This window comes from Vibrio limimangrovi (assembly GCF_054064025.1).
This window is the reverse complement of record NZ_JBSUGF010000009.1, coordinates 85,251-100,450: the sequence shown is the minus strand read 5'-3', so window position 1 is coordinate 100,450 and position 15,200 is coordinate 85,251. Positions and strand designations below refer to the sequence as shown.

The following is a 15,200-nucleotide window of genomic DNA, read 5'->3' as shown; positions in this document are numbered from 1 at the left end:
GGCTGCTTGTACGTCTGTAGGGTCTTCTCAAATAAATCATTTAGTGATTCAAATGAAGGCCAAACGTTGAGCTAGTCTAGCCATTGAAATTTTCAACGTCTAGCTACTAGAGGTAACTAGACGTTTTAGCGATATTAAACGTCTAATAGGAGACGTGCTGGATCTTCTAGTAGCTCTTTAACGGTTACTAAGAAACCAACTGACTCACGACCATCGATTAGACGGTGATCGTAAGATAGAGCTAGATACATCATTGGCAGGATTTCAACCTTGCCATCCACCGCCATTGGGCGATCTTGGATTTTGTGCATACCTAGAATCGCTGATTGTGGTGGGTTGATGATTGGCGTAGACATCAGTGAACCGAACACACCACCATTAGTGATAGTGAAGTTACCGCCCATTAGCTCGTCTACCGTTAGCTTGCCGTCACGACCTTTAACCGCCAGCTCTTTGATGCCTTTTTCGATGTCAGCAAAACCTAGTGTGTCACAGTCTTTTAGTACTGGAGTAACCAGACCACGTGGCGTAGATACCGCCATGCTGATGTCGAAGTAGTTGTGGTAAACGATATCGTCGCCATCGATTGACGCGTTTACTTCTGGGTAACGTTTTAGCGCTTCAGTTACTGCTTTCACGTAGAAAGACATAAAGCCTAAACGGATACCGTGTCGCTCTTCGAACTGATCTTTGTACTGCTTACGGAGATCCATGATTGGTTTCATGTTCACTTCGTTAAACGTAGTTAGCATAGCAGTGCTGTTTTTCGCTTGAAGTAGACGGTTTGCAACGGTCTTACGTAGGCGAGTCATAGGTACACGTTTTTCACTACGTGCCACTGCTGGTGCTTCTACTGCAGGCGCTTCAGCCTTTGGAGCAGCTTTAGCGCTAGCTAGGTATGCTTCAATATCTTCACGTGTGATGCGGCCACCAACACCAGTGCCTTTCACTTGGCCAGCTTCGAGGTTATGTTCCGCAAGCAGACGGCGAACCGCTGGGCTAAGTGCATCGTTGCTCTCTTCTGTCAGCGCTGCTTTGTGGCGCTTGTCCGGAGAAGCTTCAGTGCCTTCTGTAGTATCTGCAGTTGGTTCACCAGCAACTACACCTGGCTTGATCTTAGCCAGAAGCTGTTTTGAAAGTACTGTCGCACCTTCTAATTCAACGATAGCTTCTAAAACGCCAGCTTCAGGAGCCGGAACTTCCAGTACCACTTTATCAGTTTCAATATCAACCAGAACTTCATCACGCTCGATTGTGTCGCCTGGTTGTTTGTGCCATGTCGCTACGGTTGCATCAGCAACTGATTCAGGTAAATCTGGAACCAGAATTTCAATTGTCATATGTGTTTCTTCCTTTAACTTCTAGTTCTTAATTCGAAGTTTCTAAGTTCACGTTCAGAGCGTCTTCAACCAACGCTTTTTGTTGTTTCAAGTGCACCGACATGTAGCCAACTGCTGGCGAAGCAGAAGCTGGGCGACCTGCGTATTTAAGATCTGCACCTGCAGGAATAGCGGCACGGAAGTTATGTTGACTACAGTACCAAGCACCTTGGTTCTGAGGCTCTTCCTGACACCACACAAAGTCTTCGACGTTAGTGTATTGAGCAATCGCAGCTTGCACTTCTTCCATTGGGAATGGGTAAAGCTGTTCAATACGCACAATTGCCACGTCTTCTTGCTCGTTATTGCGGCGCTGTTCAAGAAGGTCGAAATAAACCTTACCAGAACAGAACACAACGCGTTTCACTTTGCTCGGTTCCAAGTTATCCACTTCCGGGATAGCAGCCTGGAATGTACCTTCTGCAAGGTCTTCGATAGTCGAAGTACAAAGTGGGTGACGAAGCAATGATTTTGGAGACATTACGATCAACGGTCGACGCATTGGGCGAACAACCTGACGGCGAATCATGTGATAAACCTGAGCTGGCGTGGATGGAACCACCACTTGCATATTTTGCTCAGCACACAATTGTAGGTAACGCTCTAAACGTGCAGACGAGTGCTCTGGGCCTTGACCTTCATAGCCATGTGGCAGAAGCATAGTTAAGCCACACAAACGCGCCCACTTCTGTTCACCAGAAGAGATAAACTGGTCAATAACCACTTGAGCACCGTTTGCAAAGTCACCGAACTGTGCTTCCCAAATAGTTAAACCGCCCGGTTCCGCTGTCGTGTAACCATATTCAAATGCCAATACCGCCTCTTCAGATAATACAGAGTCAAATACCTGGAAAGGACCTTGTTTATCATGAATGTTCGATAACGGGATATAAGTGCTCGCATCTGTTTGGTTATGCAGTACTGAGTGACGGTGGAAGAAAGTACCACGGCCTGAGTCCTGTCCTGAAATACGGATACGCTTACCATCGTCAACTAATGTCGCATAAGCCAACGTTTCAGCCATACCCCAGTCAATAGCTTTTTCACCTGTCATCATCGCTACGCGATCGTTATATAGCTTGTTGACTCGGCTTTGTAGCTTGTGACTTTCTGGGTACTGACATGTGCGATTGCCAAGTTCAATCAGCCTCTGCTTATCGTATTGAGAGTCCCACTGCATGTCCCATTCGTGACCTAGGTATGGAGACCAGTCAACAGAATGCAATGCCATTGGGCGCCACTCTTTCACCACGACTTCACCGCGGTCAAGAGCGTCACGATATTCATTTACTAACTGAGTAGCAGTCTCGATATCTGATTCGTTTTTATCAATCAGAACATCGGCATAAAGCTTACGTGGTGTTGGGTGTTTCTTGATTTTTTGGTACATCAAAGGCTGAGTCGCATTTGGCTCATCTGCCTCGTTGTGGCCATGGCGGCGGTAACATACCAAGTCAATAACAACATCACGTTTAAACTCATTACGGTAATCCAGTGCAATACGCGTAACAAACGCAACCGCTTCTGGATCGTCAGCATTAACGTGGAAAATCGGTGCCTGTACCATCTTAGCGATATCAGTACAGTACATGGTTGAGCGAGTATCACGTGGATTCGACGTTGTAAAACCAACCTGGTTGTTCACAACGATACGAACGGTACCGCCAACACAGAAACCACGCGCCAGAGACATGTTGAATGTTTCTGCAACGACACCCTGACCTGCGATAGCCGAATCACCGTGGATAGTAATAGGAAGAACTTTACTTCCTTTGTTATCCCCTAAGCGATCTTGACGAGCACGAACAGAGCCCATAACTACAGGGTTTACAATCTCTAAGTGCGATGGGTTAAATGCCAGCGCTAAGTGGACATCACCACCCGGCGTTGCGAAGTCTGCAGAGAAACCTTGGTGGTATTTAACGTCACCCGTACCCCACGTTTCGTCGTGCTTACCAGCAAACTCATCAAACAGGTCTTGTGGTTTCTTACCCAGCACGTTCACTAGCATGTTCAAACGACCGCGGTGAGCCATACCGATAACGACTTCACGCATGCCACTATTACCTGCATGACGAATCAGTTCTTTCGTCATTGGAATCAGTGCATCACCACCTTCTAGCGAGAAACGTTTTGCGCCAGGGAATTTAGCGCCTAAGTAACGCTCAAGGCCTTCAGCTGCTGTTAGCTCTTCTAGGAAAGTACGTTTCTCATCAATGTTAAATGATGGCTGGCCTACGACAGACTCTAGACGTTGTTGAATCCAACGCTTTTGTTCTGTGTCAGTCATGTGCATGTATTCAGCACCGATGGAACCGCAGTATGTTTTCTTGAGGGCTTCGTAAATATCTTTCAACTTCATGGTTTCTTGCCCAATAGCAAAAGAACCTACGTTAAAAGTTTCTTCGAAGTCTTCTTCGGTAAGATTATGAAATGCTGGATCTAGCTCAGCAACAGTTGAACGTTGCCATAGACCTAGTGGATCTAGTTCAGCAGCTTCGTGTCCGCGGAAACGGTATGCGTTGATTAGCTGTAGAACTTTTACTTGTTTTGCATCGACATCAGGGTCACTAACTTGGACATTGTAATGCTTTGTCTCTTGAGCGAGTCGTCGGAAGTAGTCACGGACACGTGAGTGTGGCTGTTCTGCCACTTCTTTTGTTGGCTTCGGCAAGCCTTCAAAAACACGTTTCCACTCCTCACTTACCAGATCGGGATCACTTAGATACAGTTCGTAGAGGTCCTCTACATACGTTGCATTGGCGCCAGCCAAGTGTGAAGACTCGAGCCATGCCTTCATCACGCCGTTGTGCATATTTTCCCTTAACCAGTAGTTTTCACGTTTGCTTCGGTCTACGCCGAGCTATAAAGAGCCGACTGGAACAATCGGCAATTTTAATATTCTTCTACTCGAATTTTGCAGTTGCAGTGAAGTGCTTTGTACACTCCACCGCAGCTGTAGAAATTGCGAGTAAGTTACACCGAACGGTTTACCAGCATCGATTTGATATGACCGATTGCTTTCGTCGGGTTTAGTCCTTTAGGACAAACACTGACACAATTCATGATGCCATGGCAACGAAAAACGCTAAATGCATCATCAAGATCAGACAGACGTTCATCTGTTGCTGTATCACGGCTATCAATTAACCAGCGATATGCTGCCAGCAAGCCTGCAGGACCGATAAACTTATCTGGATTCCACCAGAACGACGGGCAAGAAGTTGTACAACATGCACACATGATACATTCGTACAAACCATCTAAATGTGCACGCTCATCTGGTGACTGCAGGTTCTCGCGTGATGGTGGTAATGCACCGTCATCAATCAAGAATGGTTTAACTTTCGCATAGTTATCATAGAACTGCGTCATGTCAACAATAAGGTCTCGCACAACAGGTAAACCTGGTAGTGGACGAATTACGATCTTATCGCCTTGAAGTGCAGACAGCGGCGTGATACATGCAAGTCCGTTTTTACCGTTCATGTTCAAACCATCAGAACCACAAACGCCTTCGCGGCATGAACGACGGAAAGAGATGCTAGGATCTTGCTCTTTAAGCAGAATCAGTGCATCCAGTACCATCATGTCTGAGCCTTCTTCTACATCAAGCGTGTAGTCTTTCATGTAAGGCTTGGTGTCTACGTCCGGATTGTAACGGTACAAAGAGAAGTTAAGTTTCATCGTCATTTCCTCCCTTAGTATGTACGTACTTTCGGCGGGAACGCGTCGCGGTATACTGGCGTCATGTTTACATCACGCTTAGTCATCGCTTCTGTTTCCGGATTGTAGATAGAGTGACATAACCAGTTCTCATCATCACGCTCTGGGTAGTCAAAACGAGCGTGCGCACCACGACTTTCCGTACGGTAGTTTGCAGCCACTGCTGTTGAGAAGGCTGTTTCCATCAGGTTGTCTAGCTCTAGACACTCAATACGTTGAGTGTTGAACTCAGAAGATTTATCCGCCAGGTGTGCATCTTTCAGACGTTCACGAATCACTTTCAGCTCTTCCAGACCGGTTGCCATTGCATCACCTTCGCGGAATACCGAGAAGCTGTTTTGCATGCAACGTTGTAGATCTTTACGGATTTGTACTGGGTCTTCACCACCAGTGCTGTTTTCCCAACGCATTGTACGCGCCAGAGAAGCTTCGATGTCAGACTCAGTTGCAGGACGAGCTTCCGCTTGTGCTGCTAATGTTTCGCCTAGGTGTAGGCCTGTTGCACGACCAAATACAACCAAGTCTAGTAGCGAGTTACCACCCAGACGGTTTGCACCGTGTACAGATACAGAAGCGATTTCACCACAAGCGAATAGGCCTTGAATTTCAGCTTCGCTGCCGTCAGCCAATTGTTTGATTGCCTGGCCAGAAACCTGAGTTGGTACACCACCCATCATGTAGTGACATGTCGGGATGACTGGGATTGGTTCTTTTACAGGATCAACGTGTGCGAACGTACGAGACAGTTCACAGATACCAGGTAGACGTGACTCAAGTACATCTTTACCTAGGTGATCCAGTTTCAGTTTAATGTGCGGTCCCCATGGGCCATCACAGCCGCGGCCTTCACGGATTTCAATCATCATTGAACGTGCAACAACGTCACGACCAGCAAGGTCTTTCGCGTTTGGAGCATAACGTTCCATGAAGCGTTCGCCGTCTTTGTTTAGAAGGTAACCACCTTCACCACGACAACCTTCTGTTACCAGTACACCCGCGCCAGCGATGCCAGTTGGGTGGAATTGCCACATTTCCATGTCTTGCATTGGTACACCAGCACGTAGTGCCATACCAACACCATCACCAGTGTTAATGTGTGCGTTAGTTGTCGATGCGTAAATACGACCTGCACCGCCGGTAGCGAGTACTGTTGCTTTCGATTTGAAGTAACAGATTTCACCAGTTTCCATGCAAATCGCAGTACAACCCATGATCGCGCCATCTTGGTTTTTCACCAAATCCAACGCATACCACTCAGAGAAGATTGTTGTTTTGTGCTTAACGTTTTGCTGGTAAAGCGTATGAAGAAGCGCGTGACCTGTACGGTCGGCTGCTGCCGCTGTACGAGCAGCCTGCTCGCCACCAAATTCTTTTGACTGGCCACCAAATGGACGTTGGTAGATTGTGCCATTATCAAAACGAGAGAATGGAAGACCCATTTTTTCTAGTTCGATAACAGACTCTGGTCCATTTTTACACATGTATTCGATGGCGTTTTGGTCACCAATGTAATCCGAACCTTTTACGGTATCGTACATGTGCCACTGCCAATCGTCCTTGTGCGAGTTACCAAGAGCAACGGTGATACCACCCTGTGCAGATACGGTATGAGAACGAGTTGGGAATACTTTAGACAGCAAAGCACATGAAAGGCCTTGCTCTGAAATTTGTAGTGCAGCGCGCATACCTGCACCACCAGCGCCGATTACTACGGCATCAAACTCACGAACTGGAATAGACACTTACGCACCCCACAAAATAAATAGACCAGAGAAGACATAACCGAACAGTACGGCAATGACACCAAGTTGTAGCGCGCCACGAAGTTTTGCGCACTTAATGTAGTCAGTAAACACCTGCCACATACCGATCCAAGCGTGAATCAGTACCGAAACAAGGGCCAACATGGTGAATACTTTGGTGCAAGTGCCACCAAAGAACTGGGTCCAAGATGCGTAAGAGATATCTGAGAATGCACAGAAGCTCACCAGATAAATCGTGTATAGCGTCATAATGATGGCAGTTGCACGAACCAATAGGAAATCGTGTACACCATTACGACCAAATGAAGAAACGTGTTTTACCATACCATGATCCCCGCCAATAGTGATAATACTGCAGTCGCACCAAAGGCGACTTTCGCGCTCATCGCGCCTGAATCCAGCTCTTCAAAATGACCTAGATCCATCAGTAAATGACGGACACCACCAGCGATGTGGTATGCAAGTGCAGTTAAGATTCCCCACAGGATGAATTTTACGAAGAAACCATCAACGATGTCAGCGGCTTCCATAAAACCCATTGGGGATGATAGAGAAATGGATAGTAACCACAGTAATATACCCACCGCAACAAACGTAATTACCCCAGACACACGGTGCAGGATGGATGCGATTGCTGTGATAGGAAAGCGGATGGTCTGTAAATCTAAATTAACAGGTCTTGACTTTCTTTCTTTCACGGGCTTGCTCACTCAGCTCCATTGAGCATTTATTGTTATAACCAATTTCAGTGTCCAAACGTACAAAAGTTAACATTTATTTAACAGATACCTCGATTATTCACCCAGATAATTGTAAACAAGTTGTTAACAACGAAAGCTATCACTAAACCTCACTCTTTGTCATAGCCCCGAATTTATAAGGATTTAACTAAAATTTTCTTTGCCAATATACGGCGAGCAACATTCTAATACAATTGGTGTAACAAATTATGCTACATAGAACAGATTTTTAACGATTTTCTAAGAAAAAATCATAACAAGTGCACACAAAGCTGTAGAAAAATTGACTTTAGTCCTTAACAACAGTAAAAACATTGCACACAAACATCCTGGACGGATTAAATAATAAACAAAGGAGATTGTTATGGCGGATAAGAAAGCTACCCTTCATGTTGAAGGCAAAGCGCCAATCGAGCTACCAATTATGGAAGGTACAATAGGTACTCCTGTAATTGATGTTCGTAAACTGGGAGCGAACGGTTACTTTACTTTTGACCCCGGTTTTCTTGCCACTGCATCTTGTGAATCATCAATCACGTATATCGACGGCGGCAAAGGTATTCTTTTGCACCGTGGTTACCCAATTGATCAATTAGCCAATAACGCAGATTACCTAGAAGTATGTTACATCCTTCTTTATGGTGAAGCCCCTACCCGAGACCAATTCGAGCAATTTAAGAAAACCGTTACTCGTCATACAATGGTTCATGAGCAGATCGCAAGCTTCTTCCACGGCTTCCGACGTGACGCTCACCCAATGGCGGTAATGTGTGGTGTAGTCGGTGCATTAGCTGCCTTCTACCACGATTCACTTGATATAAACAACGACGAGCACCGCGAAATTGCGGCGTACCGTCTAATTTCGAAAATGCCTACACTGGCGGCGATGTGTTACAAATACTCAGTCGGCCAGCCATTTATTTACCCTCGTAACGATTTAAGCTACGCGGAAAACTTCCTACACATGATGTTCGCAAACCCATGTGAAGAGTATGAAGTGAACCCTGTAGTTGCTCGTGCGATGGACAAGATCTTCACGCTTCACGCGGACCATGAGCAGAATGCTTCGACGTCGACAGTGCGTCTGGCAGGTTCTTCAGGTGCTAACCCATTTGCATGTATTGCAGCTGGTATTGCCTCTCTTTGGGGCCCTGCGCATGGTGGTGCTAATGAAGCATGTTTGAAGATGTTGGAAGAAATCGGCAGTGTAGATAATATTCCTGAATACGTAGAACGCGCGAAAGACAAAGATGATCCATTCCGTTTGATGGGCTTCGGTCACCGTGTTTACAAGAACTACGACCCACGTGCTACTGTAATGCGTGAAACGTGTCATGACGTTCTGAAAGAACTGAACATCCAAGACCCGCTTTTGGACGTTGCAATGGAGCTTGAGCGTATCGCGCTGTCTGATGAGTACTTCGTTTCTAAGAAACTGTACCCGAACGTAGATTTCTACTCAGGTATCATTCTTAAAGCGATCGGTATTCCAGTATCAATGTTTACGGTTATCTTTGCTCTATCTCGTACTGTTGGCTGGATTGCTCACTGGAACGAGATGCACAGCGACCCACTAAACCGTATTGGTCGTCCACGCCAGCTATACACTGGTGAGGAACAACGCGAATTTTCGCCACTTCATGAGCGCGAATAATCGCTAAGCGAAAGCTAAATTAAAAAAGGGTTGAGATGTGAGTCTCAACCCTTTTTGTTTAAACCAGCGTTATACCGGATTATCAATATCGATAAATTCAACTTGCAAGCCGTATTCATCAGCCAGCCACTTACCAAGTGCTTTGATACCGTAACGCTCTGTTGCGTGATGTCCTGCTGCAAAATAATGTATGTCCATCTCTCTCGCTGTATAAGTCGTACGCTCAGAGATTTCGCCAGAAACAAAGGCATCCAAACCATGCTGAACAGCCAGTTCTATATAGTCTTGTCCACCGCCAGTACACCATCCCACCGTCTCAATCATCTTATCGGCATTTTCTGGAGCAATATGTAGAGGTTCTCTATTTAGTGCTTGGTTGATCTTGCTCGCAAACTCTTCACCTGAGATCGGTTTTTTCAATCGTCCAAACATCGCTACCGACTGAGGGTGCCCTTCCAGTCCGCCTTCTACATCAATTTCAAGCAAGCGAGCCAGTTCTGCGTTGTTTCCTAGCTCAGGATGAATATCAAGCGGCAAATGATAACCATATAAGTTGATATCATTTTTAATCAGGCTTCGGATTCGATTCCCTTTCATACCACGGATCGGTTCAGGTTCCCCCTTCCAGAAGTACCCATGATGGACGAGTAACGCGTCGGCATTAAGTTCTATTGCTTTATCGATTAATGCCTGTGAAGCGGTTACCCCAGTTACAATACGCTTTACCGCAGACGTACCTTCCACCTGCAACCCATTTGGTGCGTAATCTTTAAGCAATTGTGGTGACAGTTTGTCATTGAGAATCTGTTCTAACTTCAGGTTATTCATTATCACTTCCAATTTTTTAGCGTATGGTCAAAGTGTATATCGAACTCAGAGATTGATGCCAGATATCAGATCCCCTTACTTAGCAATTTTCGTTACAATAATGCCGCTTTTTCTCTTTATTACAGCGATTGGGTTAAAAGGAAACAGAATGAATCAACTACAACGCTTTTATCACTGGATCGCATCATCACCACCACTTTTTCAGTTGCGACCGCCATTTGTGACACTTGAAGATTTGCCGGTTGCCCCGCTTTGCGAATCTGAAGAATATAGCGGTAATCCCAGGCTTGGCTTTCTCTACCAACATTTGTGTACCGCTGTACTTTCTCAGTCACCACGATACCAGCTAATAGCAGAAGAAATTCAATTGAATGATAGCCATGGCAGGACGATTGGCGCTGTAGATTTGATATTGAAAAATAATGAATCAGGTCAGATGGAGCACTGGGAGGTCGCTATTAAGTTCTATCTTCTTCATCAGGGAGTTTGGTATGGTCCAAACGCCCACGACCAACTGCACAAGAAACTGGACAGAATGCTAACTCATCAATTGAAAATGAGTGATAGACCGGAATTCCAGAAAATCCTTCCTCTTGAGACGACTCCTATCGAGCGTTTGTTAATACAAGGACGTCTTTACATCAATCCTTTTTCGCCAGAGCCTGAACCAACAGAATGTTTAGGCTATGAGATAAATCCCAGTCAAATAGCTGGATACTGGTGCTACCAAAGTCAGTGGGAACTAATAGAGAAGCCTCTGTATCACTTGAATAAACCTTGTTGGGCAATAGGTACCGATGACTTTTCCCATCCGATTGAGAAACCAGCTGGCCGATTTGAGCATGTACAGACTGAAGATGGCGAGTTCTGGTTTATCGTGCCGGATCGCTGGCCAGAGAAGCATTGAAGAACGAAGTAACCTCTATTCAATCTCGGGAACGCCAAAATAAATAGGGTTGATGCGTCCACATCAACCCTTAGTTTTACCATTCAGAAAATTGTCGGGGTTACAGGCCAGCGACTGCAAATACCTGATTAACAATCTCTTGTGCTTCAGCTTCGATTTGTTTTAGGTGTTCTTCACCTTTGAAGCTCTCGCAGTAAATTTTGTAAATATCTTCGGTGCCAGATGGTCGGGCCGCGAACCAGCCGTTTTCTGTAGTGACTTTTAGCCCGCCGATCGCCGCACCATTACCAGGAGCGTGAGTGAGTCGAGCCGTGATTGGATCACCAGCCAGTGTCTCTGCAGAGACCATTTCAGGAGACAGTTTCTTCAGTACGTCTTTTTGCGGGCCATTCGCTACGGCTTGAATACGGTTGTACTTAGATTCACCGTGTTTAGCGGCCAATTCTTCGTAGTACTCTTGCGGGTTCTTACCTGTGACTGCAGTAATCTCAGCAGCCAGCAGACAAAGCAAGATGCCATCTTTGTCAGTTGACCAAGGTGTTCCGTCTTTGCGTAGGAAAGATGCGCCTGCGCTTTCTTCACCGCCGAAACCAAACTTACCAGTGTACAAGCCATCAACAAACCACTTAAAACCAACGGGCACTTCACACAGCTCGCGACCAAGGTCTGCAACAACGCGGTCAATCAGTGCGCTCGACACCAAAGTTTTACCTACTGCTACATCCTTGCCCCAAGCATCACGATGACGGTATAGGTAGTCGATACATACAGCCAGATAATGGTTTGGATTCATCAAACCTTTTGGTGTCACAATACCGTGGCGGTCATAATCTGGGTCATTACCAAACGCCAAGGCGTATTCATCTTTCAGCGCCAAAAGGCCAGCCATTGCATATGGTGAAGAACAATCCATACGCACGACGCCATCTTTGTCCAATGACATAAATTGGAAAGACGGGTCAATCGATTCACTCACTAGAGTAAGATCTAAGTTGTATGCTTTTCCGATTTGACGCCAGTAGTCGATACCGCTGCCACCTAATGGATCAACACCAATCTTTAGGTTCGCTTTTTGAATCGCTTCCATATCGATTACGTTAACCAGATCATCGATATATGGTTTCACTAGATCAACTTCAACAAACAATTCAGATGCTTTCGCTTCTTCTAACGGCAGACGTTTCACGCCTTTCAGCTCTTCAGAAATCAACACATTGGCACGATCTTCAATCGCTTGAGTCAATTCAGCTTCCGCTGGGCCACCGTGAGTTGGGTTGTACTTAATACCACCGTCTTGTGGCGGGTTGTGCGATGGAGTGATCACAATGCCATCCGCTTTATCATCGTGTTTGATGTTGTAAGTCAGAATTGCGTGTGAGATCCCTGGAGTTGGTGTGTAGCCATTATCTTGCTGAACGATCACTTTTACACCGTTCGCAATCAAAACTTCGATAACACTAGAAAAAGCTGGTTCAGACAATGCGTGGGTATCTTTACCGACAAACAGTGGCCCTGTGGTCCCCTGCTCGGCACGAACTTCAGCAACCGCCTGCGCAATCGCTAAGATATGGTTTTCATTAAAAGTATGTTTATCTGCGGTACCGCGGTGACCAGATGTACCGAACTGAACTTTGTGTTCTGGATTAGCCGCATCAGGTTGAAGCAAGAAGTAATTAGCAACTAACGCCGGAATATTATGAAGATCTTCCTGCTGCGCTTTTTGCCCAGCACGAGGGTGCATAGCCATGTCTGACATCCTTTCTATAAAAATAACAAACTAAAAAGCCTCATAATATCCGCTAAATGCTACACATTATGAGGCTTCTATCAGGTTTCTTAAATTGAACCCGTTACTTTCTCTATCAAGTCCGGCTGGAATCCCATGTGCGCCATCACTTGCTCAACCATCTGTCTTTTTCGGCTGGTATTGTTATTCGTGATTACCCAAAATGGTGTTTCTGGAATCGCTTTAGGTTTGGTTGTATTGCCGTTAGCCAGCAAGGTTTCTTCATTATCTGCAAAGTAAACGCGCTTACGTCCCTTCACATTTGTCGCTTGTGCGAACCCTTCTGGATTTAATTTATGTAATGTTGATAAGACCAACATGAAGCGATCAATCGCTTTCTTAAGATCAGCAAACTCATCAGAAATTAACAGTGATCGCATTGCTTTCACAGTGTCTATTTGCTCTGTTTTACCTGCATCTTTACTTACTACAATCCCTTGTGGCTTCTCTACTACAGGCGCAATTTTTGCTTCCTGCAACTGACCATCAAGGTTTAAAAGGCGTCGCAAAATATCCGAGGCGCTTTCACCGATATGCTTAGTTTGGCTCGCAATGTAACGGTAAAGATCCTCATCAACCTCAATTGTTTTCATTCGCTTTTCACATTCTCAATGTTTAAACTCTGGGGGATTATAACGAGATCCTCGCGGATACTCCACGTTAAACCCATCACGAATAAGATAAAATGTCAGCATTACTCAACTATAAGCAGGAAGGCCAAGGCCAAACAGTTGTTTTGATTCACGGATTGTTTGGTAGTTTAAGTAATTTGGGCCTTTTGGCTCGTGATCTTATCGAAGATTGCACTGTGATCAGTATTGACCTGCGAAATCACGGTCTCTCTTTCCACTCAGATGTACATACCTATACCGATATGGCACATGATGTCGCCGACCTTCTCCGTCATTTAAACGTCGAACCAGCGATAGTTATCGGCCATTCCATGGGCGGTAAAGTTGCGATGAAACTCGTAGACATTGTTCCGCAACTGGTAAAGCAGCTTGTTGTATTAGATATAGCTCCAGTGGCCTATACGACAAATCGCCATGATAACGTATTCAAGGGATTACAAGCCGTTATTGCCGAAAAGCCATCAAGCCGTCAGCAAGCTGTGGATATTCTCGCCCAGCACGTTGAAATTGACGGCGTGAGACAATTCCTATCAAAATCCCTTTACAAAGAAGGCGATAAAATGTGTTGGCGCTTCAATGTGCAAAGTCTGTTAACCAATTACGCTGAAATTATTGGCTGGGAAGAGATCACACCAACCGATATCCCAACTCTTTTCGTTAAGGGGGGAGATTCTGATTATTTAATGCCAGAACATCAGCCAGCGGTGCAAAGACAATTTAAGCAAGCCAAAGCTCATATTATCGCCAACACTGGTCATTGGTTACATGCGGAAAAGCCGGTTGAAGTCATGCGAGTGATCAGGAAACATATCTCGGGTTAACAAATTCACAACTAAGCATCGATTATTGAAATAACCCTTCTGCTATTGCATTAACTTTACCGTTTAACAGTGGTATAGTGCGCGCAATAATTTTCGGCATGAAGGACTAAAATGCTTTACGACTACATGGATATGCTCGAATCTATCGGGCTCGATCTTCTTTTTGCTGCTATCTTCTTCTTCATTGGGATGGCGATAAAAGATGTACTGAAGCAAGGCAATGTACCTGTTTTTGGTCGTCGTATTGTATGGTTGGTCCTTTTCCTTGGCTGTGCTGGCTTTATCGCAAAAGGGATAATTCAGCTAACTTGGGAAGGCTCAGGGTTAGGCTAACCTAAACCTTTAGCTCCATTGCCAACAACAAACAATGTAAAGGTATAGACTCTATGGCAAGTGTAGGTATCTTCTTCGGTAGCGACACAGGTAATACTGAAGCCGTTGCAAAGATGATTCAAAAGCAACTAGGTAAACACCTGGTTCACGTTCAAGACATCGCGAAAAGCAGCAAAGAAGACATTGATAATTTCGATCTTCTACTTCTAGGTATCCCAACTTGGTACTACGGTGAATCACAATGTGATTGGGATGACTTTTTCCCAGAACTTGAGCAAATCGACTTCTCTACTAAGTTAGTGGCTATTTTTGGCTGTGGTGACCAAGAAGACTACGCAGAGTACTTCTGTGATGCGATGGGTACAGTACGTGATATCGTTGAATCAAAAGGCGGCACCATCTTGGGTCATACATCAACTGAAGGCTACGAATTCGAAGCATCTAAAGCACTAGTAGAAGGTGATGACAGCCAATTTATCGGTCTATGTATCGATGAAGACCGTCAACCTGAGCTGACCGACGAGCGCGTCGAGAACTGGGTAAAACAGATTTACGAAGAGATGTGTCTAGCTGAGCTTGAAGGCTAATACAGAATCTTAGTTAAGACCTCCTGTGTGGAGGTCTTTTTGTA

14 protein-coding genes are annotated in these 15,200 nt (G+C 45.3%); 5 read left to right on the top strand and 9 right to left on the bottom strand.

Annotated features, from left to right (window positions below):
• Positions 1-134: 134 nt before the first annotated feature.
• The 6 genes from odhB to sdhC all read right to left on the bottom strand — a co-directional run bounded on the left by odhB (position 135) and on the right by sdhC (position 7,578).
• Positions 135-1,340, bottom strand: a complete 1,206-nt coding sequence (odhB, locus tag ACWYU8_RS14055) for a 2-oxoglutarate dehydrogenase complex dihydrolipoyllysine-residue succinyltransferase (protein ID WP_457520280.1) — start codon at positions 1,338-1,340, stop codon at positions 135-137.
• A 28-nt stretch (positions 1,341-1,368) separates the two neighbouring features.
• Entirely contained in the window at positions 1,369-4,194 is a 2,826-nt protein-coding gene (gene sucA, locus ACWYU8_RS14050) for a 2-oxoglutarate dehydrogenase E1 component (RefSeq protein WP_457520279.1), read from the bottom strand.
• Positions 4,195-4,355: 161 nt separating this feature from the next.
• Positions 4,356-5,066: a succinate dehydrogenase iron-sulfur subunit gene (locus ACWYU8_RS14045; protein WP_457520278.1), complete on the bottom strand. Its 711-nt coding sequence runs from the start codon at positions 5,064-5,066 to the stop codon at positions 4,356-4,358.
• Positions 5,067-5,080: 14 nt separating this feature from the next.
• Complete coding sequence (sdhA, locus tag ACWYU8_RS14040; protein ID WP_444494196.1) at positions 5,081-6,847, bottom strand: succinate dehydrogenase flavoprotein subunit; 1,767 nt, start codon at positions 6,845-6,847, stop codon at positions 5,081-5,083.
• Entirely contained in the window at positions 6,848-7,192 is a 345-nt protein-coding gene (gene sdhD, locus ACWYU8_RS14035; protein WP_457520277.1) for a succinate dehydrogenase, hydrophobic membrane anchor protein, read from the bottom strand.
• Positions 7,186-7,578, bottom strand: coding sequence for a succinate dehydrogenase cytochrome b556 subunit (gene sdhC / locus ACWYU8_RS14030; protein WP_457520276.1), 393 nt, complete (start codon positions 7,576-7,578; stop codon positions 7,186-7,188). The genes sdhD and sdhC overlap by 7 nt, the downstream gene beginning before the upstream one ends.
• A gap of 394 nt (positions 7,579-7,972) precedes the next feature.
• Between sdhC and ACWYU8_RS14025 the strand changes: the two genes are divergently transcribed.
• A complete protein-coding gene (locus ACWYU8_RS14025) occupies positions 7,973-9,262 on the top strand; it encodes a citrate synthase (protein WP_457520275.1) in 1,290 nt (429 codons plus the stop codon).
• 69 nt (positions 9,263-9,331) lie between these two features.
• Here ACWYU8_RS14025 and ACWYU8_RS14020 read toward each other — a convergent pair whose 3' ends face one another.
• Positions 9,332-10,090 carry a Nif3-like dinuclear metal center hexameric protein gene (locus ACWYU8_RS14020; protein WP_457520274.1) on the bottom strand — a complete coding sequence of 253 codons (759 nt, stop codon included), beginning with the start codon at positions 10,088-10,090 and terminating at the stop codon, positions 9,332-9,334.
• Positions 10,091-10,238: 148 nt separating this feature from the next.
• Between ACWYU8_RS14020 and ACWYU8_RS14015 the strand changes: the two genes are divergently transcribed.
• Positions 10,239-10,997, top strand: a complete 759-nt coding sequence (locus ACWYU8_RS14015; protein ID WP_457520273.1) for a DUF1853 family protein — start codon at positions 10,239-10,241, stop codon at positions 10,995-10,997.
• A gap of 100 nt (positions 10,998-11,097) precedes the next feature.
• On the opposite strand, the gene pgm is transcribed toward ACWYU8_RS14015, so the two are convergent.
• Together pgm and seqA are read right to left on the bottom strand one after the other, a co-directional pair.
• On the bottom strand, positions 11,098-12,744 hold the full coding sequence (pgm, locus tag ACWYU8_RS14010) for a phosphoglucomutase (alpha-D-glucose-1,6-bisphosphate-dependent) (RefSeq protein WP_457520272.1): 1,647 nt from the start codon (positions 12,742-12,744) through the stop codon (positions 11,098-11,100).
• 89 nt (positions 12,745-12,833) lie between these two features.
• Positions 12,834-13,376, bottom strand: coding sequence for a replication initiation negative regulator SeqA (gene seqA / locus ACWYU8_RS14005; protein WP_457520271.1), 543 nt, complete (start codon positions 13,374-13,376; stop codon positions 12,834-12,836).
• Positions 13,377-13,468: 92 nt separating this feature from the next.
• Here seqA and ACWYU8_RS14000 point away from each other — a divergent pair, with 92 nt between their 5' ends.
• The 3 genes from ACWYU8_RS14000 (at position 13,469) to fldA (ending at position 15,156) form a co-directional block, all read left to right on the top strand.
• The gene (locus ACWYU8_RS14000; RefSeq protein WP_457520270.1) at positions 13,469-14,236 is read left to right on the top strand and encodes an alpha/beta fold hydrolase; all 768 of its coding nucleotides are present in this window, start codon (positions 13,469-13,471) and stop codon (positions 14,234-14,236) included.
• Positions 14,237-14,347: 111 nt separating this feature from the next.
• Positions 14,348-14,569, top strand: a complete 222-nt coding sequence (locus ACWYU8_RS13995; RefSeq protein ID WP_005461613.1) for a DUF2788 domain-containing protein — start codon at positions 14,348-14,350, stop codon at positions 14,567-14,569.
• A gap of 53 nt (positions 14,570-14,622) precedes the next feature.
• Positions 14,623-15,156 carry a flavodoxin FldA gene (gene fldA, locus ACWYU8_RS13990; protein WP_457520269.1) on the top strand — a complete coding sequence of 178 codons (534 nt, stop codon included), beginning with the start codon at positions 14,623-14,625 and terminating at the stop codon, positions 15,154-15,156.
• Positions 15,157-15,200: the final 44 nt, after the last annotated feature.

What these genes read in the sequence shown, in the direction of transcription:
- seqA (WP_457520271.1), bottom strand. Translation starts at nt 13,376, where the DNA reads ATGAAAACAATTGAGGTTGATGAGGATCTTTACCGTTACATTGCGAGC.
- ACWYU8_RS14025 (WP_457520275.1), top strand. Translation starts at nt 7,973, where the DNA reads ATGGCGGATAAGAAAGCTACCCTTCATGTTGAAGGCAAAGCGCCAATC.
- ACWYU8_RS14020 (WP_457520274.1), bottom strand. Translation starts at nt 10,090, where the DNA reads ATGAATAACCTGAAGTTAGAACAGATTCTCAATGACAAACTGTCACCA.
- ACWYU8_RS14000 (WP_457520270.1), top strand. Translation starts at nt 13,469, where the DNA reads ATGTCAGCATTACTCAACTATAAGCAGGAAGGCCAAGGCCAAACAGTT.
- pgm (WP_457520272.1), bottom strand. Translation starts at nt 12,744, where the DNA reads ATGGCTATGCACCCTCGTGCTGGGCAAAAAGCGCAGCAGGAAGATCTT.
- sdhD (WP_457520277.1), bottom strand. Translation starts at nt 7,192, where the DNA reads ATGGTAAAACACGTTTCTTCATTTGGTCGTAATGGTGTACACGATTTC.
- ACWYU8_RS14015 (WP_457520273.1), top strand. Translation starts at nt 10,239, where the DNA reads ATGAATCAACTACAACGCTTTTATCACTGGATCGCATCATCACCACCA.
- sucA (WP_457520279.1), bottom strand. Translation starts at nt 4,194, where the DNA reads ATGCACAACGGCGTGATGAAGGCATGGCTCGAGTCTTCACACTTGGCT.
- fldA (WP_457520269.1), top strand. Translation starts at nt 14,623, where the DNA reads ATGGCAAGTGTAGGTATCTTCTTCGGTAGCGACACAGGTAATACTGAA.
- ACWYU8_RS13995 (WP_005461613.1), top strand. Translation starts at nt 14,348, where the DNA reads ATGCTTTACGACTACATGGATATGCTCGAATCTATCGGGCTCGATCTT.
- odhB (WP_457520280.1), bottom strand. Translation starts at nt 1,340, where the DNA reads ATGACAATTGAAATTCTGGTTCCAGATTTACCTGAATCAGTTGCTGAT.
- ACWYU8_RS14045 (WP_457520278.1), bottom strand. Translation starts at nt 5,066, where the DNA reads ATGAAACTTAACTTCTCTTTGTACCGTTACAATCCGGACGTAGACACC.